General features: G+C 68.1%; 19 protein-coding genes and 1 tRNA gene. 10 read left to right on the forward strand and 10 right to left on the reverse strand.

The genetic code is table 11. The features are described from left to right. Nucleotides 1–236 precede the first annotated feature (236 nt). Complete coding sequence (locus tag IEY21_RS12660) at nucleotides 237–1,223, reverse strand: asparaginase (RefSeq protein ID WP_188904719.1); 987 nt, start codon at nucleotides 1,221–1,223, stop codon at nucleotides 237–239. Between the two features lie 79 nt (nucleotides 1,224–1,302). Here IEY21_RS12660 and IEY21_RS12665 point away from each other — a divergent pair. Beyond that, nucleotides 1,303–1,378 (forward strand) — tRNA-Asp (locus IEY21_RS12665). 399 nt (nucleotides 1,379–1,777) lie between these two features. Continuing rightward, nucleotides 1,778–3,691 carry a biosynthetic arginine decarboxylase gene (speA, locus tag IEY21_RS12670; protein ID WP_373290514.1) on the forward strand — a complete coding sequence of 638 codons (1,914 nt, stop codon included), beginning with the start codon at nucleotides 1,778–1,780 and terminating at the stop codon, nucleotides 3,689–3,691. 133 nt (nucleotides 3,692–3,824) lie between these two features. On the opposite strand, the gene IEY21_RS12675 is transcribed toward speA, so the two are convergent. The 3 genes from IEY21_RS12675 to IEY21_RS12685 form a co-directional block, all read right to left on the reverse strand. Beyond that, the gene (locus IEY21_RS12675; RefSeq protein ID WP_188904720.1) at nucleotides 3,825–4,013 is read right to left on the reverse strand and encodes a hypothetical protein; all 189 of its coding nucleotides are present in this window, start codon (nucleotides 4,011–4,013) and stop codon (nucleotides 3,825–3,827) included. A 135-nt stretch (nucleotides 4,014–4,148) separates the two neighbouring features. After that, entirely contained in the window at nucleotides 4,149–4,973 is an 825-nt protein-coding gene (locus tag IEY21_RS12680; protein ID WP_229753084.1) for a metallophosphoesterase, read from the reverse strand. Next, complete coding sequence (locus IEY21_RS12685) at nucleotides 4,970–5,239, reverse strand: hypothetical protein (RefSeq protein WP_188904721.1); 270 nt, start codon at nucleotides 5,237–5,239, stop codon at nucleotides 4,970–4,972. The genes IEY21_RS12680 and IEY21_RS12685 overlap by 4 nt, the downstream gene beginning before the upstream one ends. 76 nt (nucleotides 5,240–5,315) lie before the next feature. On the opposite strand from IEY21_RS12685, the gene IEY21_RS12690 reads away from it, so the two are divergent. After that, nucleotides 5,316–6,200 carry a metallophosphoesterase gene (locus IEY21_RS12690; protein WP_188904722.1) on the forward strand — a complete coding sequence of 295 codons (885 nt, stop codon included), beginning with the start codon at nucleotides 5,316–5,318 and terminating at the stop codon, nucleotides 6,198–6,200. On the opposite strand, the gene IEY21_RS12695 is transcribed toward IEY21_RS12690, so the two are convergent. Further along, complete coding sequence (locus IEY21_RS12695; protein WP_188904723.1) at nucleotides 6,191–7,321, reverse strand: NAD(P)/FAD-dependent oxidoreductase; 1,131 nt, start codon at nucleotides 7,319–7,321, stop codon at nucleotides 6,191–6,193. The genes IEY21_RS12690 and IEY21_RS12695 overlap by 10 nt on opposite strands. 135 nt (nucleotides 7,322–7,456) lie before the next feature. On the opposite strand from IEY21_RS12695, the gene IEY21_RS12700 reads away from it, so the two are divergent. From IEY21_RS12700 to IEY21_RS12710, 3 genes are all read left to right on the forward strand, one after another. Further along, nucleotides 7,457–8,026, forward strand: a complete 570-nt coding sequence (locus tag IEY21_RS12700) for a peroxiredoxin-like family protein (RefSeq protein ID WP_188904724.1) — start codon at nucleotides 7,457–7,459, stop codon at nucleotides 8,024–8,026. Nucleotides 8,027–8,257: 231 nt separating this feature from the next. Beyond that, nucleotides 8,258–13,018 (forward strand): glutamate synthase-related protein, encoded by a 4,761-nt coding sequence (locus IEY21_RS12705; protein ID WP_188904756.1) that lies wholly within the window; start codon nucleotides 8,258–8,260, stop codon nucleotides 13,016–13,018. Nucleotides 13,019–13,109: 91 nt separating this feature from the next. Then, on the forward strand, nucleotides 13,110–14,576 hold the full coding sequence (locus IEY21_RS12710; protein WP_188904725.1) for a glutamate synthase subunit beta: 1,467 nt from the start codon (nucleotides 13,110–13,112) through the stop codon (nucleotides 14,574–14,576). A 95-nt stretch (nucleotides 14,577–14,671) separates the two neighbouring features. On the opposite strand, the gene IEY21_RS12715 is transcribed toward IEY21_RS12710, so the two are convergent. From IEY21_RS12715 to IEY21_RS12730, 4 genes are all read right to left on the reverse strand, one after another. Then, entirely contained in the window at nucleotides 14,672–15,811 is a 1,140-nt protein-coding gene (locus tag IEY21_RS12715) for an HD-GYP domain-containing protein (protein ID WP_188904726.1), read from the reverse strand. Between the two features lie 147 nt (nucleotides 15,812–15,958). Further along, nucleotides 15,959–17,212 (reverse strand): serine hydroxymethyltransferase, encoded by a 1,254-nt coding sequence (gene glyA / locus IEY21_RS12720; protein ID WP_188904727.1) that lies wholly within the window; start codon nucleotides 17,210–17,212, stop codon nucleotides 15,959–15,961. 99 nt (nucleotides 17,213–17,311) lie between these two features. Continuing rightward, nucleotides 17,312–18,769, reverse strand: coding sequence for a potassium/proton antiporter (locus IEY21_RS12725; RefSeq protein ID WP_188904728.1), 1,458 nt, complete (start codon nucleotides 18,767–18,769; stop codon nucleotides 17,312–17,314). A 136-nt stretch (nucleotides 18,770–18,905) separates the two neighbouring features. Continuing rightward, complete coding sequence (locus tag IEY21_RS12730) at nucleotides 18,906–20,228, reverse strand: lamin tail domain-containing protein (protein ID WP_188904729.1); 1,323 nt, start codon at nucleotides 20,226–20,228, stop codon at nucleotides 18,906–18,908. A 258-nt stretch (nucleotides 20,229–20,486) separates the two neighbouring features. On the opposite strand from IEY21_RS12730, the gene pheS reads away from it, so the two are divergent. Genes pheS through IEY21_RS12750 form a run of 4 tightly spaced genes read left to right on the forward strand, consistent with a single transcriptional unit; the run spans nucleotide 20,487 to nucleotide 24,905 of the window. Beyond that, the gene (pheS, locus tag IEY21_RS12735; protein WP_188904730.1) at nucleotides 20,487–21,548 is read left to right on the forward strand and encodes a phenylalanine--tRNA ligase subunit alpha; all 1,062 of its coding nucleotides are present in this window, start codon (nucleotides 20,487–20,489) and stop codon (nucleotides 21,546–21,548) included. 2 nt (nucleotides 21,549–21,550) lie between these two features. Next, nucleotides 21,551–22,051, forward strand: a complete 501-nt coding sequence (locus tag IEY21_RS12740) for an NUDIX hydrolase (protein WP_188904731.1) — start codon at nucleotides 21,551–21,553, stop codon at nucleotides 22,049–22,051. After that, nucleotides 22,048–22,449, forward strand: a complete 402-nt coding sequence (locus tag IEY21_RS12745) for an NUDIX hydrolase (RefSeq protein WP_188904732.1) — start codon at nucleotides 22,048–22,050, stop codon at nucleotides 22,447–22,449. Before IEY21_RS12740 ends, IEY21_RS12745 begins: the two co-directional genes overlap by 4 nt. Next, nucleotides 22,446–24,905, forward strand: coding sequence for a phenylalanine--tRNA ligase subunit beta (locus IEY21_RS12750; RefSeq protein ID WP_188904733.1), 2,460 nt, complete (start codon nucleotides 22,446–22,448; stop codon nucleotides 24,903–24,905). Before IEY21_RS12745 ends, IEY21_RS12750 begins: the two co-directional genes overlap by 4 nt. A gap of 55 nt (nucleotides 24,906–24,960) precedes the next feature. Here IEY21_RS12750 and IEY21_RS12755 read toward each other — a convergent pair whose 3' ends face one another. Beyond that, nucleotides 24,961–25,974, reverse strand: a complete 1,014-nt coding sequence (locus IEY21_RS12755; protein ID WP_308424840.1) for an NUDIX domain-containing protein — start codon at nucleotides 25,972–25,974, stop codon at nucleotides 24,961–24,963. Nucleotides 25,975–26,073: the final 99 nt, after the last annotated feature.

Genomic DNA, 26,073 nt, shown 5'->3' on the forward strand with positions numbered 1-26,073 from the left:
CGCAAGCAAGCCAATCTGGAGCTGCTGATCTGGCTCTTTCTCCACCGCTACAACGCGTCATTACCTTGAACCCTCTACCCGGGTGGCCTGAAAAGTCCCGTCTCAGCGCGGAGATTTACAGCCGGATCCGGGAGCCGGCTGCATAACGGTGGGGTGGGCCGGGTGACCACAGTCGGCACTGCAGCCCAGCCCCCCGGAGTCCACTTCTGTCCCGCAGGTGCGGCGCTTCCCGCCTCCTACACCTCTCTCAGCTGGAGTTCCACCCGCACCGTCCCCACCTCACGGCCAGCCCAGTTGTGGAGGGGGGCAGGGGCCAGGGCGCGCATCTCCGGCGTGACAGGGATCCCCAGCGCCTCCAGCACGGCCAGCGCCACATGGGGCCGCGCCCGTTCGCCGCCGTCCATGATCTTGAAGGCCACGCCCAGTGGGCCGTGGGGCGTGCTTCGCAGCCCCAGGCCGTAGAACGCCTCGGCCCCCATCTTGGCCACCAGACCGGGCACCAGGGGCATCAACGTGGTGTCCAGCCGTCCGGGTCCGGCGACCAGAAAGGGGTGGGCGGTCATGGCCCTGAAGATGCGTTCCAGCGCTCCGGCATACTCGCCCGAGGGCTGGGCCAGCGCCGCGAAGGTGCGGGCAGCGGCGTGCAGCGGCAGTGCGAAGGCCGGGACGCTGCAGCCATCGGTGCCCACCACCACCTGCTGCAGCTCTGCCTGGCCCAGCTCGGCATGCAGGGCGCGGATGCGGCGTTGCAGCGGGTGGCCCGGGTCGGTATACCCGTCGCGCGGCCACCCGTTCAGGGCGCACGCGAGCAGCATCCCGGCGTGCTTGCCCGAGCAGTTGTGGTGCAGGGACGTGGGGCGTTCGCCGCGGCGGATCAGGGCGGCCGCCGCGTCAGGGTCGAAAGGGGGGTGGGTGCCGCAGCGCAGATCGTTCACTGTGCTGCCCGACCGGGCGAGCAGCCTCTCCACCACCGCCAGATGTTCGGGGGTGCCCGCGTGGCTCGCGCACGCGACGGCGAGTTCGTCGGCCGGCAGCTCGGGAGCGGCCAGGGCCAGCGGCAGCGCCTGCACCGGCTTGCTGCTGCTGCGCGGAAAGGTCACCAGACCGCCGTCACCGCACGCGGCCACCTGCCGGCCTGAACCGTCCACCACCGCCACGTGGACCGTGTGAGCGCTCTCGTCCATTCCGCCCCGCGTGAACACCACCCTGCCGCTGCCTGTCATGCGGCCCAGCGTAACGCCCACGCAGATCCGGCGTGGCGGCTTGACTTCTGATGCCCGGACCCTTAATCTTCTTTCCGCTGGTCCGGTAGTGTAGCGGTTAGCATATCTGCCTGTCACGCAGAAGGTCGCGGGTTCAAATCCCGTCCGGACCGCCAGAAAAGAGAAGCGCCCACCCCAACAGGTGGGCGCTTTTTTCATGCCGGATGACAGAGGCGCAATGCTCCCCAGATCAGTGCGCAGGCCGCGCCGCTGGGCCTGGATGGGGTGGACGGGCTGAGCTGGTACTACATCACGCCTGGACCGCTTTCTTTTCGGGCTGACGTGATCCAGCCCCGACGCGTGCCGCCCCCCACGCGGCGCTGCGGGCGCTGGCCCTTGCGGCAGAGGGCATAAACCGGACTCTCTGACACTCTTGATCCGCGCTTTGCCGTATCATGCGCCCCGGTTTCGCACGGCGTCCGTGAGCGCACCCCAGTCTGCTCCGAACCCCGCGCACGGCGAGCCTGTCCACGGCCCCCCAAGGGGAGCCATCTGACGGAGGAGGACGCCCGAACGTGACGATCAGTAAACCCCCCTTTTCTACCGCCGACGCCGCCGAACTGTACCAGGTCCCCAACTGGAGCGGCGGCTGGTTCCGTGTTTCTGACAAAGGCCAGATGGAAGTGACGCCCGGCCCCGGACTGCATGCGCCGCTGCGCACCATTGTCGATGAGATTGTGGAGCGCGGCGAAAGTCTGCCGGTCATCCTGCGTTTTCCCCAGGTCATCACCGGGCGGGTCCGGCATCTGAACGAGTCTTTCCAGAATGCCATCACCGAGTACGGGTACGGCAACCACTATCAGGGTGTATTTCCCATCAAGGTCAACCAGCGCCGCGTGGTGGTGGAGTCCATCGCCGCCGCCGGCTATGACTACGCGCACGGCCTGGAAGCCGGCAGCAAGGCCGAGCTGGCCCTGTGCCTGGCCCAGCGCATGCACCCCGACGCGCTGCTGTGCTGCAACGGGTTCAAGGACGACGGCTTTATCAAGCTGGCCCTGTGGGGCCGCACGCTGGGCAAGAACGTGGTCATCACCATCGAGAAGTTCAGCGAGTTGGACCGGATTCTCAAGCAGGCCAAGATTCTGGGTGTGCGGCCCGCCATCGGCGTGCGCTTCAAGTTGCACGCACGCGGCTCCGGGCAGTGGGAGGAGTCGGGCGGGGATCAGGCCAAGTTCGGTCTGAACGCCTACGAGTTGCTGCGGGTCGTCGAGCGCCTCAAGGAAGAGGACATGCTGGACAGCCTGGTGATGCTGCACACCCACATCGGTTCGCAGATCACCGACATCCGCCGGGTCAAGGTGGCGGTCCGCGAGGCCACCCAGACGTATGCGGGCCTGATCGCGGCGGGCGCACAGCTCAAGTACCTGAACGTGGGCGGCGGCCTGGGCGTGGACTACGACGGTTCCAAGACCACCTTCTATGCCTCCATGAACTATACCGTGCGCGAGTACGCCGCCGACATCGTGTACACCATTCAGGAGGTGTGCAAGGCGCGCGAGGTGCCCGAACCCGTGATCATCAGCGAGTCGGGGCGCGCCCTGACCGCCCACCACGCGGTGCTGATCATGCCGGTGGTGGACGTGACCGGCCCCACCCGCGACCTGGAGGACCTCGCCCCGGCCGACGAGGGCAGCCACCAGATCGTCAAGGACATGGAAGACATCCTGAGCAACATCACGCTGCGCAACTACCGCGAGTCCTACAACGACGCGGTGGGCGACAAGCAGACGCTGCACAACCTCTTTGATCTGGGCTACGTCAACCTCTCGGACCGGGCGCGCGGCGAGGCGCTGTTCAACGCCATCCTGCGCCGCATCGCCAAGCTGATCCAGAGCGAGAAGTACGTGCCCGACGAACTCGAAGACCTGCAGAAGGTCCTGGCCGACAAGTTCATCTGCAACTTCAGCCTGTTCCAGAGCCTGCCCGACAACTGGGCCATCCAGGCGCTGTTTCCGATCGTGCCGCTCGACCGCCTGAGCGAGAAACCCACCCGGCAGGCGACCATCGTGGACATCACCTGCGACTCGGACGGCAAGATAGAGAAATTCATCGATCTGCGGGACGTGAAATCCACCCTTCCGCTGCACGAGCCGGGCACCGAGCCGTACTACCTGGGCACCTTCCTGATGGGCGCGTATCAGGATGTGCTGGGCAGCGCCCACAACCTGTTCGGCAAGGTCAGCGAGGCGCACGTCACGGTGCGGCCCGGCGGCAAGTTCCACATCGACCTGTTCGTGCGCGGCCAGAAGGCCCGGCGCATGATCGAATCAATGGGCTACGAGGAACCCATGCTGCGCGACGCCATCGAGGATCAGGCCGACGCCGCCATCAAGCTGGGCATCCTGACCGGCGAGCAGGAGAACGAACTGCTCGAAGACTACGGTGAGGAGCTGCTGGGCTACACCTATCTGGAATACGAGGAGGGCTGAGCGTTCGCCGCTGGGCAGCGGCCTTCCTCAGTTCTCGTACACCATGGTTCAGGCCCCCGTTTCCGGGGGCCTATCTGATGTGCTGAAGCTCGGGGGTGGGTATGGCTGGAGCCGAAGACAGCCCGACTGGACCTCACCCGTGGGCGTGCTGACGGCCCAGACGGGGCGCTGGGCTGGCGACCGGCTGTTCCCGAACGGCGGCCTCCTGGGCGAGCAGGTCCAGGTACTCGCGGTTGATGTCGCGGTCCTCACGTGTCAGCGAGAAAAAGCTGAGCAGCATGATCAGCAGGGTCGCGGCCGCCATCAGCACAATCAGTTCCATGGCTCCAGTGTGCCGGGAGGCGGCGGAGTGTGGATGACACCCGGATTGAGCCATCACAGAGGGGACGTTGGGACAATCCGCAGCAGAGCTTGAGGAGACCTTGGCCGTGTGGGGGGGGGCCGGAAGCCAACCCGCTCAGCGCAGGGGAGCGCCGGGCAGATCCACCGCCCGCACCGGCAGCGGCTCACCGAAACGGGTGTAGCGACGGCCCCGTCCGGGCTCACCGCGTCCGCACAGCACCGTGACCTCAGGGGGACCGTTCAGCCGCAGGTCGGCCACGGCCAGCCGGCCGGTCTCGTAGGCCCCCAGGTCGATGTACAGGTGTCGGCCCAGGCGCGTGGGGACGGGCACCGGTGTGTGGCCGTGAATGCTGTATTCCACGCCCGCGGCCATGGAGAACGGGCCCTCAAAGGGTCGCAGCCACAGCGCCGCCGACTCAGGATTGGGGTGCTGCGGGTGGCTGACCGGGGGCGCGGCGTGTGAGATCAGCACGCTGGGCTCCTGCGGCGCGGCGTCGTGAATGGCTCCGTCGGCGGTGACGTATACCACCCGGCGCAGGTCCTGCAGGTAGGTCTCGAGCAGTTCCGGAAACCGCTCCAGGGTCAGGCCGCCCGCCTCGTGGCGCACGCTCTCGCCGCCCGCCTGCATCCACCAGCGGTAGCCTTCCATGGCCTTGCGGTAATCCCCCAGGTCGTGGGTGCCCTGATAACGGCGGTACCATTTCAGGCCCTCCTGGGCCATGCGCTCGTGGTTGCCCATCAGCAGCGTCGCGCGGCCCTCGGCCTGCAGGGTGAGCAAGGTCTCCACGGCCCGCAGGCTGTTAGGCCCGCGGTCAATGGCGTCGCCCAGACTCACGAAATGGGCCTGCGGAAACTGCCGTATGGCGGCGTCCAGCAGATCGGGGCGGCCGTGCAGGTCGGGAATCACCACGATCTGCCGGCCCAGGGCCTGAGCAGTCACCTCTCTCCATCCGGGGCAGGCTCGTCGCTGAAGTCCAGCAGGGTCTGCTTGCTGCGTTCGCGCAGGGTGCGGGCGCCGTCCGGGTCGGGGGTAAAGGTCAGTGTGCCGGCGTGGCCCGTGACCCGGTACGCGGCGCCGTCCGCCGCCCCGGGCAGCCATTCGGCGGGCAGCTGGAAGGTCCGGCCCCGCAGGTCCTCCACGTCGGCCAGGCCCACGTCCTCATCGAGCACATCGATTACAAGCAGGTTGTCGGTGTCGGCGTTCATGGGGGGAGTCTACCGGCCCCGGCTGCATCAAAGGATGGAAGCGCCCTTACCGGCGCACGGGGTAGGCTGGCCGGACATGGCGTTTTCCCCTTCCCCCCACTTCACCCGCCGCGGCGTGCTGCGCGGCCTGCTGGGCGGCGGTCTGGGCGTGGCAGCGCTGGGCGGCCTGGGAGTGGCGCAGGCGTACCGCTTCGAGGTCACGTTCCGCCGCCCGCCGCTGGGGGGCCTGACCCGGCCCCTGCGGGTCGCCTTCCTGACCGATCTGCATTACGGGCTGTTCATCGGCCCGGGCAGCGTGCGGACCTGGGTGGATGCGGCGACTGCCCTGCGCCCCGACCTGATCGTGCTGGGCGGCGACCAGCTGGACCGCCGCGCGGCTGGTCCGCCGTCTGAGCTGCTGGCAGAGCTGGGTCGCCTGCGTGCGCCGCTGGGGGTCTTTGGCGTGTGGGGCAATCACGATTGCGACAACTTTGGTCAGGCCAGCCGCCTGAGTCGGTCCCGTCCCGGCTGGGCCGCCCGCCGGGAGGCGTTGCGGCAGGCCTATCTGCAGGCAGGCATCACCATTTTGCGTAACGAGGGCCGCGCCGTCCGGGACGATGTGTATCTGGGCGGCGTGGATGATTTGATTCATGGAACTCCCGATGTGGCCGCCGCCCTGGCCGGAGCGGGGAAGCGCGCCACCGTGCTTGTCAGCCACAACCCCGATCTGCTGCCCAAGCTGCCTCAGCACGTGGGTCTGGTGCTCAGCGGACACACCCACGGCGGCCAGATTCGTGTGCCGCTGCTCGGCGCTCCGGTGGTGCCCAGCCGCTACGGTCAGCGCTACGCGATGGGCTGGGTCATGGGCGCGCACGACACGCCCGGATATGTCAGCCGGGGTCTGGGCCTCAGCGGCGTGCCGCTGCGCAACCTGTGTGCCCCCGAACTGACCCTGCTCACGCTGACCCCCGCTCAGACCTGAATGTCCCGGACCCCGGCCTCCGCGCGCCCGAAGCGTTCGAAGCGCAGGGAGTCCACATTGATGAACGGCGGCTCGCCCAGGGCCTCCTGCGCGGTCACCCGGCCCACTGCGGCGGCCTGCATCACCCCGTGGCCGGAAAAGCCGCAGGCGTTGAGCCAGCCGGGTACGCCCGGCATGCGGCCCACGATGGGCAGTTCGTCCGGGGTCATCTCGTAGTACCCCCACCAGCTGGCATGGCGGTCCAGCCCCGCGTCGGCCAGCCACGGAAAACGCTCCAGGGCGGGTTCCAGCGTCTCGGGCAGCCAGTCCCAGTTCAGGCCTTCGCGCCAGCCACGGTCGGCGGGGTCGGCGCGGCCCAGGATGACCCGCTGTCCTTCCGAGCGCAGCCACACGCCGCTGCTCAGGTCGAAGGTCATGGGCACGGCACGCGGCCGCGGCAGGGGACCGGTGGCGTAGACCATGCGCCGGGCGGGCCAGACCGGCAGGGTAAAACCCGCCAGCGCCGCGAGCTCCCCGGACCACGCCCCGGAGGCGTTGATCAGCAGCGGGGCCTGGAAGGTTCCCGCCGGGGTGGTGGCGTGCCAGTCCTCGCCGCGCCGCTCCAGAGCGGTTACCGGTGTGTTCAGGTGCAGCGCCGCCCCGCCCGCCCGCGCCTGTTCTAAAAAGGCGTAGGTGATGCCGTGCGGGTCGACCACGCCGTCCGCCGGCCCGAAGGTGCAGGCGTGGATGCCGTCTGTATCGAATTCCAGGATGGCCTGCGCCTCGTGCGGGGTGAGCACCTGGGTCGGTGCCCCCAGAGCCTGCTGACGCTCCACTCCCGCTGCGTGGGCCTTCCATCCGGTCTGCGGCACGAGCAGCAGGTACCCGATGGGCCGGTATTCCGCCTGGGGCAGGGCCGCGTATTCGGCGACGCTGTGCTGGGACAGCAGGATGTTCGTCGCGGACGTGAACTGGGTACGCACGCCCGCCGCGCTGCGTCCTGTGGAGCCCAGCGCGGGGCTCGCCTGGGCTTCGAGGAGCGTGACCCGCAGGCCACGCTCACTCAGGCGGGCGGCGCAGGCCGCGCCCATGATTCCGGCCCCGATGACCAGAGCGTCGGCGGTGGTCGCAGGGAGGGACATGAGCGAATTGTAGGCGGTCGTGGCGGCTGATCTGCGGGTGGGTGCCGTTCCTGCCCCGGAACTTCTGGTAAATTGATTTTTCAAAGTACTTTAATCCTTGATGACATGGCTCCGAAAATCTGTTCTAATTCCCGAATGACCTCTGCTGCATCCCTCATTGCTCCCGCCGCCCTGATGCCCCGCCAGCCGGTGCCTGCCCTGGACGTTCCGCTGGTCTCTGGCGGGCGGTACGTGCTCGGGCAGAATCCAGGTGACAATTTTGATCTGATCGTGTTCTACCGGGGCCTGCACTGCCCGATCTGCGCGAAGTATCTGCTGGAACTCGAGCGGCTCTCGGAGCAGTTTGCCGGGCGGGGTGTCCGCCTGCTGGCGCTCAGCAGCGATGGGGAAGACCGCGCGCGCCAGATGGCCGAGAAAGTGGGGGGCAAAGGCCTGGAGTTCGGGTATGGGCTGTCCCTGGAAACGGCGCGGCAGTGGGGCCTGTTTATCAGCACCTCGCGCGGCGTGACCTCGACCGGTCTGGAGGAACCGGCCCTGTTCAGCGAGCCCGGCGTCTTTCTGGTGCGCCCGGACGGCACGCTGTACTACGGCTCGGTCCAGACCATGCCGTTCGCCCGCCCCGCCTTCAGCGACCTGCTCGCCGCCGTAGACTTCGCGCTGCAAAAGGATTATCCGGCGCGCGGCGAGTACGGCGGCGAGGTGTAAGACCCCGCAGGCCACCCCTGCCCGCACTTCCGTCTTTCCCAGAATTGTGTTCCAGGAGCGTTATAAACAACGCTCCTGCATGAATGTGCATTTTGGGTATGGTGAATTCAGCGGCCCGCATGCGTCAGCTTGGGCGGATTTCACCGTGATGGGAGTGTCCACATGCAGAAAAAGACTGACCGGGTGACTCCGGCCCCGTTCCACCCCGACTCCCCCTTGCAGGCCCTGCCTATGCACACCACCCGTGAAGAAATACAGCGGGCACAGGCGGGTGGCCTGTATACCGGCCGAGAGCACGACGCCTGTGGCGTGGGCTTTGTGGCGCACATCAAGGGCCACAAGCAGCACTCGATCATTCAGCAGGGCCTCAAGATCCTGGAAAACCTCGACCACCGGGGCGCGGTGGGCGCCGATCACCTGATGGGGGACGGTGCGGGCATCCTAATCCAGATTCCCGACGCCTTCTACCGCGCCGAGATGGAAGGGCAGGGAGTGACCCTGCCCCCCGCCGGAGACTACGGCGTCGGCATGATCTTCCTGCCCAAGGAGATCGCCTCGCGCCGGGCCTGCGAGCAGGAACTGGAGCGCGCCATTCTGGCCGAGGGTCAGCTGGTGCTGGGCTGGCGCGACGTGCCGGTCAGCCACGAGATGCCCATGAGCCCGGCGGTGCGGGCCAAAGAGCCGGTGATCCGGCAGGTGTTCATCGGGGCCGGCCCCGACACGCTGGTGCCCGACGCGCTGGAGCGCAAGCTGTACGTGATCCGCCGCCGGGCGAGCAACGCCATCCGCGCGCTGAACTTCACGCACGGCGCGGAATACTACGTGCCGAGCATGTCGTGCCGCACGGTGATTTACAAGGGTCTGCTGCTCGCCACGCAGGTCGGCGAGTACTACCTGGACCTTCAGAACCCGGCGGTGGCCTCGGCGCTGGCGCTGGTTCACCAGCGGTTTTCCACCAACACCTTTCCCGAGTGGCCGCTGGCCCACCCCTACCGCATGGTGGCCCACAACGGCGAGATCAACACCGTCAAGGGCAACTTCAACTGGATGCGTGCGCGCGAGGGCATCATGTCCTCGCCGGTGCTGGGCGACGACCTGAAGAAGATCTACCCGGTGTCCTTCGAGGGCGAGTCCGATACGGCCACCTTCGACAACGCGCTGGAACTGCTGACCCTGGCGGGCTACCCCATGGCGCATGCCGCCATGATGATGATTCCCGAGGCCTGGGAACAGAACACCCTGCTCGACGACCGCCGCCGCGCTTTCTACGAGTACCACGCGGCCCTGATGGAGCCCTGGGACGGCCCGGCCGCGATGGTCTTTACCGACGGACGGCAGGTGGGGGCCACGCTGGACCGCAACGGCCTGCGTCCGGCGCGCTACGTGCAGACCCGTGACGACCTCGTGATTCTGGCGTCCGAGTCCGGCGTGCTGCCGATTCCAGAAAGCCGCATCGTCAAGAAGTGGCGCCTGCAGCCGGGCAAGATGTTCATGATCGATCTGGAGGCCGGGCGCATCATCGAGGACGAGGAACTCAAGATGCAGTACGCCTCGGCCAAGCCGTACCGGCAGTGGGTGGACAACACCCGCGTGCCGCTGGCCGACGCGGAACAGACCGGCACGGTGGACAGCTTCAGCGAGACGCTGCTCGACCGCCAGCAGGCCTTCGGCTACACCCAGGAGGACCTCAAGTTCCTGATGGGCCCGATGGCGAAAAGCGGTGAGGAAGGCATCGGCTCGATGGGCAACGATTCGCCGCTGGCGGTGCTGTCCTCGCGCAACAAGCCGCTGTACTCGTACTTCCGGCAGCTGTTCGCCCAGGTGACCAACCCGCCCATTGACCCGATTCGCGAATCGGTGGTCATGAGCTTGGTGTCCTTCGTGGGACCGCGCCCCAACCTGCTGGACATCAATGCGGTCAACCCCCAGATGCGCCTGGAGGTCGAGCAGCCGATTCTGGATTTCGACGACATGGCCCGCGTCCGCGCCATCCATGAACACACGCGCGGCAAGTTCAGCGCCTACGACCTGGACATCACGTATCCCGCCGAGTGGGGAGCGCGCGGCGTCGAGGCCAAGCTCGCGACCATCAATGCCCGGGCGGTGGACGCCATCGAGGGTGGGCACAACATCATCATCATCTCCGACCGCCGGCTGGACCGCGAGCGGGTGGCGATTCCGGCGCTGCTCGCGCTGTCCAGCGTGCACCACCATCTGGTCAAGGCGGGGCTGCGCATGAAGGTCGGGCTGGTCGTCGAGACCGGCGACGCCCGCGAGGTGCATCACTTTGCTGCGCTGGCGGGATACGGCGCGGAGGCCATCCACCCGTACCTGGCCCTGGAGACGCTGCTGGACCTGCACACCGAGGTGCCCGGCATGCCGCGCCTGAACGACCTCGCGCCGGACAAGGCCATGCGCAACTACATCAAGGCCATCGGCAAGGGCCTGAGCAAGATCATGTCCAAGATGGGCGTGAGCACCTACATGTCGTACTGCGGCGCGCAGCTGTTCGAGGCGGTGGGGCTGCAGAGCGAGTTCATCGAGAAGTACTTCCGCGGTACGTCCACCCAGGTGGGCGGCATCGGCATCTTCGAGGTGGCCGAGGAAGCCCTGCGGACCCACGCGGCGGCCTTCAGCGACGACCCGCTGCTCGCCCGCAGCCTGGACGCCGGGGGTGAGTACGCGTGGCGGGTGCGCGGCGAGGAGCACATGTGGACGCCCGACGCCATCGCCAAGCTGCAGCACGCCACCCGCAGCGGCTCGTACAGCACCTACGAGGAATACGCCCGCATCATCAACGACCAGAGCAAGCGGCACATGACCCTGCGCGGGCTGTTCGATTTCCGGACCGAGGGCGTGTCGCCCGTGCCGCTGGAGGAAGTGGAGAGCGCCGCCGAGATCGTCAAACGCTTTGCCACCGGGGCCATGTCGCTGGGCAGCATCTCCACCGAGGCGCACACCACGCTGGCCGTGGCCATGAACCGCATCGGCGGCAAGAGCAACACCGGCGAGGGCGGCGAGGACCCGGCCCGCTACGAGCGCGAGATGCGCGGCGAGACGCTGGGCGAGGGCGAGACCCTGGCCGGCATCATCGGCCAGAGCCGCGTTGAGGTTGATTACCCGCTGCAACCCGGCGATTCTCTGCGCAGCAAGATCAAGCAGGTGGCTTCCGGGCGCTTTGGCGTCACCACCGGCTACCTGACGTCTGCCGACCAGATCCAGATCAAGATGGCCCAGGGCGCCAAGCCCGGTGAGGGAGGTCAGCTGCCCGGCGGCAAGGTCAGCGAGTACATCGGCTACCTGCGCCACAGCGTGCCCGGCGTGGGTCTGATCAGCCCGCCGCCGCACCACGACATCTACTCCATTGAGGACCTCGCGCAGCTGATCCACGACCTCAAGAACGTCAACCCGCGCGCCGACATCTCGGTCAAACTGGTCTCGGAAGTGGGCGTGGGCACCATCGCGGCGGGCGTGGCCAAGGCCAAGGCCGACCACCTCGTGATTGCCGGACACGACGGCGGCACCGGGGCCTCGCCGTGGAGCAGCATCAAGCACGCCGGCACGCCGTGGGAACTCGGCTTGGCCGAGACGCAGCAGACGCTGGTCCTGAACCGCCTGCGCGAGCGTGTGCGCGTGCAGACCGACGGTCAGCTCAAGACCGGGCGCGACGTGGTGGTTGCCGCCCTGCTGGGTGCCGACGAGTTCGGGTTCGCCACCGCGCCGCTGGTGGTGCAGGGCTGCATCATGATGCGCAAGTGTCACCTGAACACCTGCCCGGTGGGCGTGGCGACCCAGGACCCCGCCCTGCGCGCCCGCTTTACCGGCAAGCCCGAACACGTCATCAACTACTTCTTCTTTGTGGCCGAGGAGGTGCGCGCGATCATGGCCTCGCTGGGAGTGCGCACCTTCGAGGAACTGATCGGACGCGCTGACCTGCTCGATACCCGCGCCGGCATTGACCACTGGAAGGCGAGCGGGCTGGACTTCAGCCGGCTGTTCTACCGCCCCGAACCCTCGGACGCGGCGCGGCGGCACATGGGCGTGCAGGAACACGGGCTGGAAAACGCCCTGGACCGGCGCCTGATCGAGAAGTGCCGCCCGGCCATAGAGAAGGGCGAGCGGGTTCACTTCCTGCAGGACGTGAAGAACGTCAACCGCACGGTGGGCGCGATGCTCTCGGGCGAACTGATCCGCGCCCGCCCGGAAGGGCTGCCTGACCAGACGATCTTTGTTCAGATGGAAGGCACCGGCGGCCAGAGCTTCGGCGCGTTCCTGGCTCCCGGAATCACGCTGTACCTGATCGGCGATGCCAACGACTACACCGGCAAGGGCCTGAGCGGCGGCCGGGTGGTGGTGCGCCCCAGCATCGAGTTCCGGGGCGACGCCCGCCAGAACATCATTGTGGGCAACACGGTGCTGTACGGCGCGACCTCCGGAGAAGCCTTCTTCCGGGGCGTGGCGGGCGAGCGCTTCGCTGTGCGCCTGAGCGGAGCCAAAACCGTGGTGGAAGGCACCGGCGACCACGGCTGCGAGTACATGACCGGCGGCACGGTGGTCGTGCTGGGCAAGACCGGGCGCAACTTCGCGGCGGGCATGAGCGGCGGAGTGGCCTACGTGTACGACGAGGACGGCAGCTTTGAGAAACGCTGCAACCACAGCATGGTCAGCCTGCACAAGGTGCAGCCTGCCGATGAGCAGATGCAGAGTGCCGCGCCCGGGGGCCTGCATGGCGGCGAGGCCGACGAGACGCAGCTGAGGACCATGCTCGAAGACCACCACCGCTGGACCGGCTCGGCCATCGCCAGCGAGATTCTCGACGACTGGGACAACGCCCGCAAGAAGTTCGTCAAGGTCTTCCCCCTGGAATACCAGCGTGCCCTGAAGGAGCAGGCGGCCCGCAAGGCCGCTCCCGGAACCGTGCAGGCTGCCGACACCACCAGCATGCAGGCCGGCCCCAGCCGCGCCGGTGGGCAGGGAATCCTTACCAAATAGGCCGTGGGGGGCGGCGCACGCCGAGGGCCTCCGCGCCGTCGTCCGCCCCCGCGCTTACCGAACTCACCCATCCCCCTGCACGGAGACTTTCATGTCCAAAATCACCGGCTTCCTCGAACAACCCCGCGTCAAGGAGAAGTACCAGCCCGTCGACGTGCGTCTCAAGAACTACGCCGAATTCGTGCTGCCCCTGGCGAACGACGCGGCCCAGAAACAGGCGGTGCGCTGCATGGACTGCGGCATTCCGTTTTGCAACAACGGCTGTCCGGTGGGGAACATCATTCCCGACTTCAACAATCTGGTGTACGAGAACGACTGGCTCTCGGCCATTGAAACGCTGCACAGCACCAACAACTTTCCCGAATTCACGGGCCGCATCTGCCCCGCGCCGTGTGAGGCCGCGTGCACCCTGAACATCAACGATGATCCGGTGGGCATCAAGTCCATCGAGCTTGCCATCATCGAGCGGGCGTGGCAGGAGGGCTGGGTCCGGCCACAACCCCCGCAGGTGAAGACCGGCAAGCGGGTCGCGGTGGTCGGCAGCGGACCGGCGGGTCTGGCCGCAGCGCAGCAGCTGGCCCGCGCCGGACATGACGTGACCGTGTTCGAGAAGAATGACCGCGTGGGCGGCCTGTTGCGCTACGGCATTCCCGATTTCAAGATGGAAAAGCAGCACATTGATCGCCGCGTCTCCCAGATGGAGGCCGAGGGCGTGACCTTCCGCACCGGCGTGCTGGTGGGCACCTGGGACAAGGACAGCAAGGTGACCAACCTGGCCAGAACCACGGTGACGCCGGAGGACCTGCGCGCCGAATTCGACGCCGTGTTGCTCTCGGGCGGTGCGGAACAGCCGCGCGACCTGCCGGTGCCCGGGCGCGACCTGGACGGCGTGCATTTTGCCATGGAGTTCCTGCCGGGCCAGAACCGGGTGAATGCGGGCGACAAGCTCAAGAAGCAACTGCGTGCGGATGGCAAAAACGTCGTTGTGATCGGCGGCGGCGACACCGGCAGCGACTGCGTGGGCACCAGCAACCGCCACGGCGCCGTCTCGGTCACCCAGTTCGAGGTGATGCCCCAGCCTCCCGAACACGAGAACAAGCCGCTGGTGTGGCCGTACTGGCCGCTCAAGCTGCGGACCAGTTCCAGCCACGAGGAGGGCGTGACCCGGGAATTTGCCATTGCCACCAAGGAGTTCATCGGCAAGGGGGGCAAGCTCACGGGGGTCAAGACGGTGCGCATCGAGCTGGTTGACGGCAAGCTGCAGGAAATCGAGGGCAGCGAGGAGATCCACAAGGCCGAACTGGTGCTGCTGGCCATGGGCTTTGTCAGCCCGGTGGGCAGCGTACTGGAAGCCTTCGGTATCGAGAAGGACACGCGGGGCAACGCCCTGGCCGGCACCGAGGAGGAGGGAGGCTACCTCACCAACCTGCCGGGTGTGTTCGCCGCCGGAGATATGCGCCGGGGACAGAGCTTGGTCGTGTGGGCCATCCGAGAAGGCCGGCAGGCGGCGCGGGCCATCGACCAGCACTTGATGGGAACCAGCGTGCTGCCCCGCTGAGGCGCAGCAAAGCGACAGAAGAGGCGGGGCCACTCAACAGGGTGGCTCCGCCTTCAAATCTTCAGAAGATGCTGCATATGCTCCCGGGCCACCACTCAGGCGGATTCGGACAACGGGTGGTCCTCGGCAAGCACGTCCAGCAGCAGCTCAATCACCCGTGGGTCAAACTGCTGACCGCTGGCGGCCTGCAGGTGGGTCAGGGTTTCGCCCACGGTCCAGGCGCGCTTGTAGGGCCGCACATTGGTCAGGGCGTCGTAGACGTCACAGACGGCAAAGATGCGGGCCAGCAGAGGAATCTGTTCGCCGCTGAGCCGTTTGGGGTAGCCCCCGCCATTCCACCACTCGTGGTGTCCGGCAATGACGTTCAGGGTGGCGGTGGGCAGGAAGGGCAGTTGCCGGGCCAGCGCCACGCCGTCCGCCACATGTTCTTCCATGCGGGCGCGCATCTCGGGGGTCAGGGGGCCGGTGTGCAGCAGAATCGAATCCGGCACGCCCACCTTGCCGATGTCATGCAAGTACGCGCCCCAGCGCAGGGCCCGCAGATCGTCTTTGGCCAGACCCATCTTCTCGCCCAAGCGCACGGCCAGGTGGGTGACCCGGTCGGTGTGGCCCTGCGTTTCGGCGTCGCGCGCTTCCAGCGACAGGCCCATGGCGCGCAGGGCACTTTCGTGGGCGCTGCGCTCGCGCTCCTCGGCGTCCAGCCGGGCTGCGAGCAGGGTCAGCAGGCCGGTCACACTGCTGATCAGGAGCCGCTCCTCGCCGGTCCACTCGTGCGGATGAAAGGCGTGGGCGAGCAGCGCCCCCACCAGCCGGCCGCTGTGGTCATGCACGGGCGCGGCCGTGAGCGCACAGACCCCCAGCTCCGGAAAACCGGCGGCGGCCGGATGCGCGGCCGTGTCCGGGAAGAACAGCACGCTGTCGGCCGCCTCCAGGGCCGTGATCAGGGGCAGGTTGCCTGGCAGGCCGTGGGCGAGCAGCGCTTCCATGGCCGGGCCCTGCGGCATGACCCCGCTGGCAGCGCGGGCGTGATACGCCAGAGTCTGCTCGCCCAGCTGAAAGTAGCCCGCGCCCTCGGCACTCGTCTGGTTGACCAGGGCCGAGAGCACCGGCAGCATGGCGCTGCTCAGGTCCGGGGCTCCCAGCCCGGTTCTGGCAAGTTGCAGGGTGAGATCAGGCACGCTGATGGACAGCGTCGTCTCCTGAGGAAGCAGCGGAGCCGCAGATGGACCTGACATGCCTTGAAAAATACGCTGGCCGGAGTGACAGCTTTATCACAGCTTTGGCCCTGACCACCGGCAAATCTTGGCCCGGAAAGACCCTGAAAGAAAATGTGGTGCGGGCAGGGGGTTCACCCCCTGCCCGCACCGCATGACCCAGAAAGCTCAGGGCAGCGGAAAGCCCCCCGCAAAGGCATGGACCTCGTCCTTGACGGCCTCACCCCTCAGGGCCCGGTCAATCAGGTCGGCGATTTTCGGCATGTCGCCCTCTACCATGCCGCGCGTGGTCACGGCGGGCGTGCCGATGCGGATGCCGCCGCCGTGCAGAATCTTCTCGGTGTCGTAGGGCAGCGTGCTCTTGGAGATGGTGATGTGGTTGGCGTCCAGCCGCTTGGTGGCCTTGGTGCCGTTCAGGCCCTGCGGGCGCAGGTCCAGCACAAACAGGTGGTTGTCGGTGCCGCCCGAGACCACGCGGTAGCCCTTGTCCTGGAACGCCGCCGCCAGCGCCTGTGCGTTCTTCACGATCTGCTCGGCGTAGGCCCGGAACTCGGGGCGCAGCGCCTCGCCAAAAGCCACCGCCTTGGCCGCGATGATGTGCTCCAGCGGCCCGCCCTGATGACCGGGGAAGATGGCGCGGTCCAGCTTGGCGGCCACCTCGGGATCGCTGGAAAGCAGCAGGCCGCTGCGCGGGCCGCGCAGGGTCTTGTGGGTGGTGGTGGCGACCACGTGGGCGTGCGGCAGCGGGCTGGGATGCACGCCCGCCGCGACCAGCCCGGCGATGTGCGCGATGTCGGCGAACAACACCGCCCCCACCTCATCGGCCACCCGGCGGAAGGCCTCGAAGTCGATGACGCGGCTGTAGGCGCTTGCCCCGGCGATGATCATCTTCGGTTTGTGTTCCAGGGCCAGGCGGCGCACCTCGTCCATGTCGATCCGCTCGGTCTCGGGGCTGACCTTGTACCCCACGATGGTGTAGCGCTGGCCGCTGAAATTCACCGGGCTGCCGTGGGTCAGGTGGCCGCCGTGCGACAGGTCCATGCCCAGCACGGTGTCCCCTTCCTGCAGCAGCGCGCCGTAGACCGCGATGTTGGCGCTGCTGCCGCTGTGGGGCTGCACGTTGGCCCACTCGGCGCCGAACAGCTGCTTGGCCCGCTCGATGGCGAGCAGTTCCACCTGATCCACCACCTCGCAGCCGCCGTACCAGCGCTTGCCGGGATACCCTTCGGCATACTTGTTGGTCAGCACGCTGCCCGCCGCCTCGCGCACGGCAGCCGAGGTGAAGTTCTCGGAGGCGATCAGCTCCAGGCCCACGCGCTGGCGCTCGGCCTCCTGCGCGATCAGGTCAAAGACGGCCGTGTCACGGGGCGCGGCAGGCGGCGTCTGCTGGGACGGGGTGGCGTTGCGCTGGGCGGTGGTCATAGGGGTACGGTAACACTCCGGCGCGGCGAAAAATGGAGCCTGTCTCCGCAGCTCAGACAGGGGCGGGCCACCTGCCGGACGGGCGCCGGCGCCGGCGGGTCAGTGGCCCAGGCGGCGCTGGACCTCGTCCAGTCCCTCCGCCTGCGCCAGCACCTGCACGCTGTCGCCCGCCTCCAGCCGGGTCGCGCCCTTGGGAATCAGGTACTCGCCCCGGCGCTGAATCAGCACCACCAGGGCCTCGACCGGCAGGTGCAGGTCCACGATGCGCTGGCCGTCGGCGTCACTGTCCGGGCGCACCTCCACCGTGGTCAGGGCGTTCTCGCTGTGGCCGGTGGGGGTGTAGGTGATGGGCGCAGGCGCGGGGACGGCGCGCGCTTCCCGCAGGCCCAGTCGGTCGGCCACCCAGGTCAGGGTGGTGCCCTGCACCAGCACGCTGGTGAGCACGATGAAGAAGACCACGTTGAACAGCGTCTGGGCCTGCGGCACCCCCGCGAGTAGCGGAAAGGTCGCGAGCACGATGGGCACCGCGCCGCGCAGCCCCACCCAGGCCACCATCGCCTTGCCGTTGCGGGGCATGCGGGAGGCGCCCAGGCTCAGGAACACGGCCGCGGGCCGGGCCACGAACACCAGCACCAGCGCGCAGGCCAGCGCCAGCCCGGCGGTGGGCAGCAGCTCATGCGGATTGACGAGCAGGCCCAGCGTCAGGAACATCGCCACCTGCATCAGCCACGCCAGCCCGTCGTGAAAGGACAGCAGGCTGCGCTTGTGCAGAAAGTCGGCGTTGCCGAGCAGCACCCCCGCAATGTAGATGGCCAGAAAGCCGCTGCCGCCCGCCACCGCCGCCGCGCTGAAGATGGTCAGGGCAAGTGCGAGGCTGAGCACCGAGTACAGCCCCTCGAACTGCAGCTGCAGGCGGTTGAGGGCCCACAGCGCCGCGCGGCCCAGCACCACGCCCAGCACGGCTCCCAGCAGCATCTGGCGCAGGAACAGCGGCACGATTTCCAGCACCGACATGCCGGGGTGGGCGATGAGTTCCAGCAGGCCTACGGTCAGGAAGACGGCCATCGGATCGTTGCCGCCGGATTCAAACTCCAGCAGCGGGGCCACGTCCCCCTTGAGGCCCAGCGCCCGTTCCTTGAGCACGCTGAACACCGCCGAGGCGTCGGTGCTGCTGACCACCGCGCCGAGCAGCCACGCCGCCAGCCACGGCCACCCGAAGGCGAAATGAACGAAGGCGGCCATCACCCCCGCCGTGACGAGGACCCCCAGGGTCGCCAGGCTCAGGCCCCGGCGCAGCACCGGCCGCGTATCGCCCCAGTGGGTGGTCAGGCCGCCCTGAAACAGGATGAAACACAGCGCCACGGTGCCCAGCGCCTGCGCCAGCCGGTAGTCGCTGAACTGGATGCCCAGACCGTCCGACCCGGCGAGCATGCCCACGCCCAGAAACAGCAGCAGCCCTGGAATGCCCAGCCGTCCACCCAGGCGGCTCACGACCAGGCTGACGATCAGCAGCGTTCCCGCAGCCAGCAGCGCCAGTTCGGTGCGGCCCTCATCCATCCGGCCCCGCCTGCGTCATGTGGCCGCCCTGCACGTCGTCATGCCGATATGGTGGCATGCATGCCGGCCCCATAGAAAGGACCGGACGCCCCCGCGCAGGGTGTCCGGTCCGCAGGGACCGGGTCGGGGCCGGCGCTTATAGGTCTCCGGCCAGCCAGCGCACGATGTTCTGTCCCATGGTGGCGTTGCTCAGGTTGGGCCAGTTGTTGTAGGTACCGGTGCTGCCATCCGAATACGTGTTGTCCCCGAAGGTGCTGCTGTCGCCCCACATTGCCACGCGGCCCGCGCCCACCGTGTTCACCGCCAGGTAGGTCTTGCCGCCGGTGCCCATCAGCGCCGTGCCGGCCAGCACGTCCACGCTGGTGCCCACGTACACGCCCGCGCTGCCCACCCCGTTCAGGACCGGGTGCGAGGTCAGAGGCGTGGCGGTCAGGACCGGATCGCTGAAGCTGGAATTGAACGAGGCGTTCAGTCCGAACACCACGTCGCTGTTCAGGCTGGCCTGCAGGGTGCTGCCCACGGTTGCCGGGGTGCTGCCGTCCCAGCCGTCGAACACTTCCGGGCTGTCCCAGCCGTTGTTGTTGCGGTCGCTGCTGCGGTGGTCGGTGATCATGAACACCCCGCCGCCCCCCTGCACGAAGGACTGAATGGCCGTCCGCTCCGCGTCGCTGAAAGGGCTCTGCGGCTCCGGGATCACGAGCACCGCCGCTCCCGTCAGGGTCGTGGACGTGATGCTGCTGCCCGTTACGCTGCTCACCGTGTAGCCCAGGCCGCGCAGCGCATCGGCATAGTCGCTGTACGCTCCGTCAATGCGCCAGTCGGCGTTTCCGGCGTCCTCTGCCTTGGTCAGGTCAAACAGGACCTTCTTGCCGGAAGTGCCCCCGCCCCCGTTGGCCACGCCCGGGGTGGCGGCCTGTACCCGGAAATCCACGCTGTTCGCGTTGGTGTCGCTGCCGTCGGGCACGCGGGCCAGCGCACCGCCTGCTCCGGTCGTGGGGGCCGGGCTGCCCTCGCCCCGGTTGCTGCCCGGCGTGCCGTAGGCCAGCGCGTCCACAATGGCGCCGGATTTCAGCAGGCGCAGGCTGGCGCTGCCGTTGTTCAGGTCCGCGCCGCTGTTCACCAGCGAGCGGTTGGGCACGGTGGTGTCCTGCGCCACCACGAAGTACCCGCTGGCCGGAATGCTGCCGGAGAGGGTGATGGTCCGGTACTGCGTGCCCGCCGTGTCGAAGGCGGCCAGCGAGTAGCCGCTCAGGCTCTTGCCGGCCGGACCCTTCAGTTCAATAAAGGTGCCGGTGTCGGTGCCCGGCGCGTCGTAATACACCTCGTTGAGAACCGGCTCTCCGGCCGCGGCGAGCGGCAGGAACGCCCCCGCCTCCGGGGCGCGGCCACAGGCCGACAACGTCAGAGAAACGCAGGTGAGCAGCATCAGGCCGCGGCGGACAGGCAGATGGAAGGACATGGAGTTCCTATTCTGCACACGGAGGTGATGAGGCGTTCCGTTCTCTTTCCATGTCGGCCGTTCATGGAGCGTTTCTTCCGGGGGGGGGCCCCGCCCGATCTGCTACCCTGATGGGCATGACGCCCCGCGCCGGTACACTTTCGCCGTTTACCCGCCGTGGGGGTTCGCCGACTTAGCAGCAAAGTCGAGCGCGTCACCCCGCCTGTTCTGTGAGGCGGGGCTTTTTTGTGGAACGGACCGACCGACAGGAGGAGCAAGATGACGGACAACCATCAACCAGAGCCCCAGCATTCAGAGTCCCAGCAACAGGAGGCGCTGCAGGCCATCTCCGGGGCCGACACGCTGGACGCCCTGCAGGCAGTCAAGACGAAGTACGTGGGCAAGAGCGGTCTGGTGACCCGGGAACTGGGAGCGCTGGGCAAGTTGCCGCCCGAGGAGCGCAAGGCGCGCGGCGCGCAGATCAATGCGGTGCGCCAGGCCATCGACGCGGCCCTGACCGAGCGGGAAGCGGTCCTGAAACGTGCGGCGCTGGACGCCCGGCTGGCCTCCGAGGCCATCGACGTGACCCTGCCGGGTCTGGCGCTGCCCGCCGGAGGCCTGCATCCCATCAACCGGGTCTACGACGACCTGACCCGCATCTACGAACGGCTGGGCTACGCGGTGGTCGAGGGACCGGAGGTCGAGGACGAGCACCACAACTTCGAGGCCCTGAACGTGCCGTGGTACCACCCCGCCCGTGACCTGCAGGACACCTTCTGGCTGGAGGACGGCCGCCTGCTGCGCACCCACACCAGCCCCATGCAGATCCGCTACATGGTGGACCACGAACCGGCGCTGAAGATCGTGGTGCGCGGCAAGGTCTACCGCTACGAGGCCACCGACGCCACCCACGAGGCGATGTTTCACCAGCTTGAGGGACTGGTGGTGGGCGACGGCATCTCCATGGCCGACCTCAAGGGCACCATTGCCGAGATGGCGCGCGGGCTGTACGGTCCCTCGGCGAAGGTGCGCTTTCAGCCCAGCTACTACCCCTTTACCGAACCCGGCGCGGACTTCGCGGTGTGGTGGGACAACCCACGCGGCGAGAGCAAGTGGCTGGAGCTGGGCGGCTGTGGCATGGTCCACCCCAACGTGTTCAGGGCGGTGGACGACCTGCGCGAGGCCCAGGGCAAGCCGCGCGTCTACGAGGGCAAGACCGGCTTTGCCTTCGGCCTGGGGCCGGAGCGCATCGCCATGCTCAAGTACGGCATTCCGGACATCCGGTACTTCTACGCCAACGATCCGAAGGTGCTGGGCCAGTTCCGGGGAGAGCTGGGCTGAGGATGGCCGAGACGTTCGCCATTCCCTGCGTCGGGGCCCTCATGGTCCGTGAGGTCGGTGGGCAGCCCTGCGTGCTGATTCAGGAACGCCGCAAGCCGGGCGCGGGCACCGAGAACGGACTGCTGGAAGTGGCGGCGGGCAAGGTGCGTGAGTATGAAAACGTCTTCGATGCCCTGCGCCGTGAGGTCCATGAGGAAACCGGACTGCGCGTGACCCGCATTGAGGGCGAAGAAGCGGCCATGACCCGCACCGTGAACGGATACGAGGTCATGAGCTACGCACCCTTCTGCACCACCCAGAACCTGTCGGGCGGGTATTCGATCCTGCTCCACAGCTTTGTCTGTGAGGCCGCAGGTGAGCCGGTCTCCCAGTCGCCGGAGGCGGGCAACTTCCGCTGGATGCCGCTGGGGGAATGCCGGACCGCCCTTCAGGACCGCCCGGAGGCGTTTTACCCGCTTCATATCCATGCGCTCGGCCTGTATCTGAGCAAGGAGAATCCATGAGATCGCGCGCCGTTGGCATTCTTATTCAAAACCATCAGGTGCTGCTGATGCTGCGCCGCAAGGAGGGCCGCGCGTACGCCACCCTGCCGGGCGGCGGCATCGAGGCCGGCGAGACGCCCGCCGAGGCGTGTGCCCGCGAACTGCTCGAAGAGGTCAACCTCGTGGTGGACGTGCACGAGGAGGTGCTGACCCTGGACAACCTGGGCAGCCGCGAGCACTACTTCCGGGTCACCCACCGTTCCGGCGAGATGCAACTGGGGAACGGCCCCGAGGGTGTGCGCCACAGCCCTGAGAATTCCTACGACCCGCAGTGGGTGGATGTCGGCGCGCTGGACGCCGTGAACCTGATGCCCCCCGCCGCACGCCCCCTGGTCCTGACCCTGCTGGAGACCCCATGAAACTGCCGTATTCCTGGCTCAAAGAACTGATTCCCGACCTGCCGCCCGTTTCCGAGCTGGAGCCGACCTTTGCCAACATGGGCCTGCCGCTGGAGGGCACCGAGGAGGTGCCGGCCCCGCCCGAGGGCGTGCTGCTCGTGGCCGTGCGCCGTGCCGAGGCAATGGAGGGCACGCAGCTCACCCGCCTGACCCTGGACGCCGGACCGCACGGCGAGCGCGTGATCGCCACCGGGGCGGCGAACGCGGTAGGGGTGCCCCCCGGCACGGTGGTGGCCCTGGTCACGCCGGGCACGGCTCTGGGCGGCGTGGAATACGGCGTGCGCACCCTGCAGGGTGTGGAGTCCTGGGGCATGGCTGCGAGTGCCAAGGAGCTGGAGATTGGGGAAAGCAGTTCGGGCATTCTGCTCTTCCCCGCCGGAACTGCCGCGCCGGGCACGCCCATGCGCGAGCTGTGGGCCGCCGATACCGTGCTGGACGTGGAGGTCACGCCCAACCGCGCCGACGTGCTGAGTGCGCTGGGCCTGGCACGCGATCTGGCTGCCTTTTTGCAGCTGGAGCTGCGTGAGCCTTCCGCCGGTCCCACACCCAGCGGCGAGGGCGAGATCCGGGTGGGGCTGCCCCCCCGGGGCCTGACCATCGAGCGCGATCCGTCGCGCAAGCTGCGCTTTGGCTGCGACCACTTCGTGGCCCGGACGGTCGGCGGCCTGACCAACGGCCCCGCTCCGCTGTGGATGCAGCGCCGGTTGAATCTGGCGGGCATGCGGCCCATCGACCTGATCGTGGACACCAGCAACTACGTGATGCTCGAACTCGGGCAGCCCACGGCGCTGTACGACCGGCGCGACGTGACTGGCGATCAGATTCTGGTGGCCTTCGGGCTGCGTCAGGGCGAGTACGTGCGCGACCTGATGGGCGGCGAACATACGGTGGGCCCCGAAGACCTGCTGATCCTCGACGGCCGGGAGCGACCGGTTCCCGGCGTGGCCGAGGCCCTGGAACACGCGGGGGAACCCCGCACCGGGGCGGGCGTGCTGGGCATCGCGGGCGTCATGGGCGGCGACCACGGACACGTGCGGGCCGATACCTCGGACGTGGTGATCGAGTCCGCGCACTTTGACCCGGTGCTGCTGCGCCGCACGAGCACCCGCCTGGGCCTCAAGACCGACGCCGTCTACCGCTACGAGCGCGGCGTGGACCCGCTGCTCGCGCCCCGGGCCGCCGACCGGGTGGCGGGTCTGCTCGCCGAGGCCGGGGGCGGGCAGGTTCACCCCGGCGCGGCAGTGGTGGGCACGCCCGAGCAGCCCAGCGCGATCACCGTGACGGGAGAAGAGATCCGCGCGTTGCTCGGCATGGACATCGCCACCTCAGAGATGCGCGCCCTGCTGACCCGGCTGGGCTGCCACGTGACCGGCGAGGGCGACTGCCTGAGCGTGCAGCCCCCGTCCTGGCGGGTGGATCTGGCAATCTGGCAGGACGTGGCCGAGGAGGTGGCCCGGTTGCACGGCTACGCCCACCTGCCCGAAACGCTGCCCACCCTGCGCGTGCATGACAGCAACATCGGGGCCTCGGCGGCCAACGACGTCCGCCAGGACCTGCGGCGCGCGCTGGCCGGTCAGGGCTTTCAGGAGGTTGTGACCTACACCTTCTCCAGCGACGAGGAGGCCGCCCGCGCCCGCGCCGAGGCTCCGGGCGTGCGCCTGCGCAATCCACTCACGGCCGACCGCACCGCGCTGCGCACCGCCCTGTACCCCAGCCTGCTGCGCGCCGCGCTGGCCCACCCCAAAGGCGAGCGCACCCTGCTGTTCGAGCTGGGCCGGGCCTTTCCCGCCTCCGGCGAGGCCGAGCGGCTGGGACTGCTCATGCGCGGCCCGCTGGCTCCGGCCACCACCGGCGGCGGTGTGGCGGGGGGCTTTGCCGTGTTCAAGGGACTGATCAAGGCCTTTGCCGCCAGCGTGGGGGCAGCCCTGGAAGTGCGGCAACTGCGTGGCGGGGCCGTGCCGAGCGCACTGCATCCGGGCATTGCCGGAGAGGTGGTCTGGAACGGGCAGGCCATCGGCTGGATGGGCGCGCTGCACCCGGAAGTCGCCCAGGACTTTGGCCTGAAGGGGGACACCTTCATCACCGAACTGGGGCTGCCGCTGCCGGGCCGGGTCTGGGGCTTCCGCGATCCCAGCCGTGCGCCCGCCGCGTGGCGGGACCTCGCGGTGATCGCGCCGCAGACGGTGGGCTACGGCGAGGTGGCCGCCCTGCTGCGCCGTGAGGCCGGGGACCTGCTCGAAAGCGTGGACCCCTTTGACGTGTTCACGGGCGAGCAGATCGGCGCCGGCAACCGCTCGGTGGCGGTGCGGCTGGTGTTCCGGGGAGAACGCACCCTCACCGACGCCGAGGTGGACCCGGTGATGGACCGCCTAATGGACGCCGTGCGCGGCCAGGGCTGGAGCATCCGCGAGAAGTAAGCTCCGCGCGACAGGAAAGGGAAGGGGGTCAGGGCAGCATGCCCTGGCTCCTTTTCTACGGCCCCAACGTTTTCCAGAGGTCCACGTTTACACGGATCAACTCGCCGTTCAGCTCCGTACCGTCCGGCAAGGCCCCGGCACCAAACCACCCGGCTGCCAGCACCTCGCTGTCCTGCGGAGTCAGCGTACCCGTGACGCCGTGCGCCCGGTACAGCACGGACACGTTGTCCACCACATCCCCGTGCGGGTAGGTGAAGCGGTAGCGCGGCCCCGCGAACATCTCCAGCGGCTCCAGCCGTTTGGCCCGCAGCCCCGTTTCCTCGAGGAGTTCGCGCCGCGCGCACGCCTCGAAGCTCTCGCCGGGTTCCAGGCCGCCGCCGGGTAGGGTCCAGCGGCCTGTCCCCGCGTGCCTGAGCAGCAGCAACCGGTTGTGTTCGTCGGTGACGAGCACGTTGGCCCCGGGGGAGAAGAGGGGACGGGGCCCCACCTTTCGGCGCAGCTTCAGCAGATGCTCGCCCAGCGGTGGGGGCGCGGGCCAGGGAGTCAGGGGCACCGGCGGCAGGCCCACCCGTGCCCGCAGCACGTTCATGCTCAGGCGGTTGGCATTGTTGCTGAGGGGGGGGAGATCATCCAGTGGAAACCACCTCAGCTCCAGGGTCTCACCGCTGTCATCGGGTGCAGCGTGGTTCAGCGCCGAGGCGGGCAACGTGCCCTGTGCGCGCATTCCCACAATGTAGCTTTCGTGGCCGTTGGGATAGCGGTGGAACAGTTCAGGCCCGCTCTGAAGGGCGTCGGGCAGGGACATCAGATGCAGGTCGGGGCAGACCAAGCCGGTCTCTTCTATCAGTTCGCGCCGCGCCCCAGTCAGGAAGTCCTCCCCGGGGTCCAGCGCCCCGCCGGGCTCGCTCCACAGCCCGTCATCTCCCCGCCGTTGCAGCAGTACGCGCCCGCGTTCATCCTGAATCAGGGCCCCCACAGCCACAGCCAGCAATGACGAAGGACCCCACACGGCCCGCAGTTCCATCAGGGTCATGCCGGTCTGTCCCGCGTCGCTGGGGTCGGCAACCACAGTCCCGTTCTCTTCATCATTCGCCCGCGCATGTCCTGAATCTACAGGTGTGGCCCCGTGACGTCATCCGGCGGCCATAGCCTGAGCGTCACTGCCGTA

The organism is Deinococcus aerophilus (genome assembly GCF_014647075.1).
In the GTDB taxonomy this organism is placed as follows: domain Bacteria; phylum Deinococcota; class Deinococci; order Deinococcales; family Deinococcaceae; genus Deinococcus; species Deinococcus aerophilus.

What these genes read in the sequence shown, in the direction of transcription:
- IEY21_RS12660 (WP_188904719.1), bottom strand. Translation starts at nt 1,223, where the DNA reads ATGACAGGCAGCGGCAGGGTGGTGTTCACGCGGGGCGGAATGGACGAG.
- IEY21_RS12675 (WP_188904720.1), bottom strand. Translation starts at nt 4,013, where the DNA reads ATGGAACTGATTGTGCTGATGGCGGCCGCGACCCTGCTGATCATGCTG.
- IEY21_RS12685 (WP_188904721.1), bottom strand. Translation starts at nt 5,239, where the DNA reads ATGAACGCCGACACCGACAACCTGCTTGTAATCGATGTGCTCGATGAG.
- IEY21_RS12690 (WP_188904722.1), top strand. Translation starts at nt 5,316, where the DNA reads ATGGCGTTTTCCCCTTCCCCCCACTTCACCCGCCGCGGCGTGCTGCGC.
- IEY21_RS12695 (WP_188904723.1), bottom strand. Translation starts at nt 7,321, where the DNA reads ATGTCCCTCCCTGCGACCACCGCCGACGCTCTGGTCATCGGGGCCGGA.
- IEY21_RS12700 (WP_188904724.1), top strand. Translation starts at nt 7,457, where the DNA reads ATGACCTCTGCTGCATCCCTCATTGCTCCCGCCGCCCTGATGCCCCGC.
- IEY21_RS12705 (WP_188904756.1), top strand. Translation starts at nt 8,258, where the DNA reads ATGCACACCACCCGTGAAGAAATACAGCGGGCACAGGCGGGTGGCCTG.
- IEY21_RS12710 (WP_188904725.1), top strand. Translation starts at nt 13,110, where the DNA reads ATGTCCAAAATCACCGGCTTCCTCGAACAACCCCGCGTCAAGGAGAAG.
- IEY21_RS12715 (WP_188904726.1), bottom strand. Translation starts at nt 15,811, where the DNA reads ATGTCAGGTCCATCTGCGGCTCCGCTGCTTCCTCAGGAGACGACGCTG.
- glyA (WP_188904727.1), bottom strand. Translation starts at nt 17,212, where the DNA reads ATGACCACCGCCCAGCGCAACGCCACCCCGTCCCAGCAGACGCCGCCT.
- IEY21_RS12725 (WP_188904728.1), bottom strand. Translation starts at nt 18,769, where the DNA reads ATGGATGAGGGCCGCACCGAACTGGCGCTGCTGGCTGCGGGAACGCTG.
- IEY21_RS12730 (WP_188904729.1), bottom strand. Translation starts at nt 20,228, where the DNA reads ATGTCCTTCCATCTGCCTGTCCGCCGCGGCCTGATGCTGCTCACCTGC.
- pheS (WP_188904730.1), top strand. Translation starts at nt 20,487, where the DNA reads ATGACGGACAACCATCAACCAGAGCCCCAGCATTCAGAGTCCCAGCAA.
- IEY21_RS12740 (WP_188904731.1), top strand. Translation starts at nt 21,551, where the DNA reads ATGGCCGAGACGTTCGCCATTCCCTGCGTCGGGGCCCTCATGGTCCGT.
- IEY21_RS12745 (WP_188904732.1), top strand. Translation starts at nt 22,048, where the DNA reads ATGAGATCGCGCGCCGTTGGCATTCTTATTCAAAACCATCAGGTGCTG.
- IEY21_RS12750 (WP_188904733.1), top strand. Translation starts at nt 22,446, where the DNA reads ATGAAACTGCCGTATTCCTGGCTCAAAGAACTGATTCCCGACCTGCCG.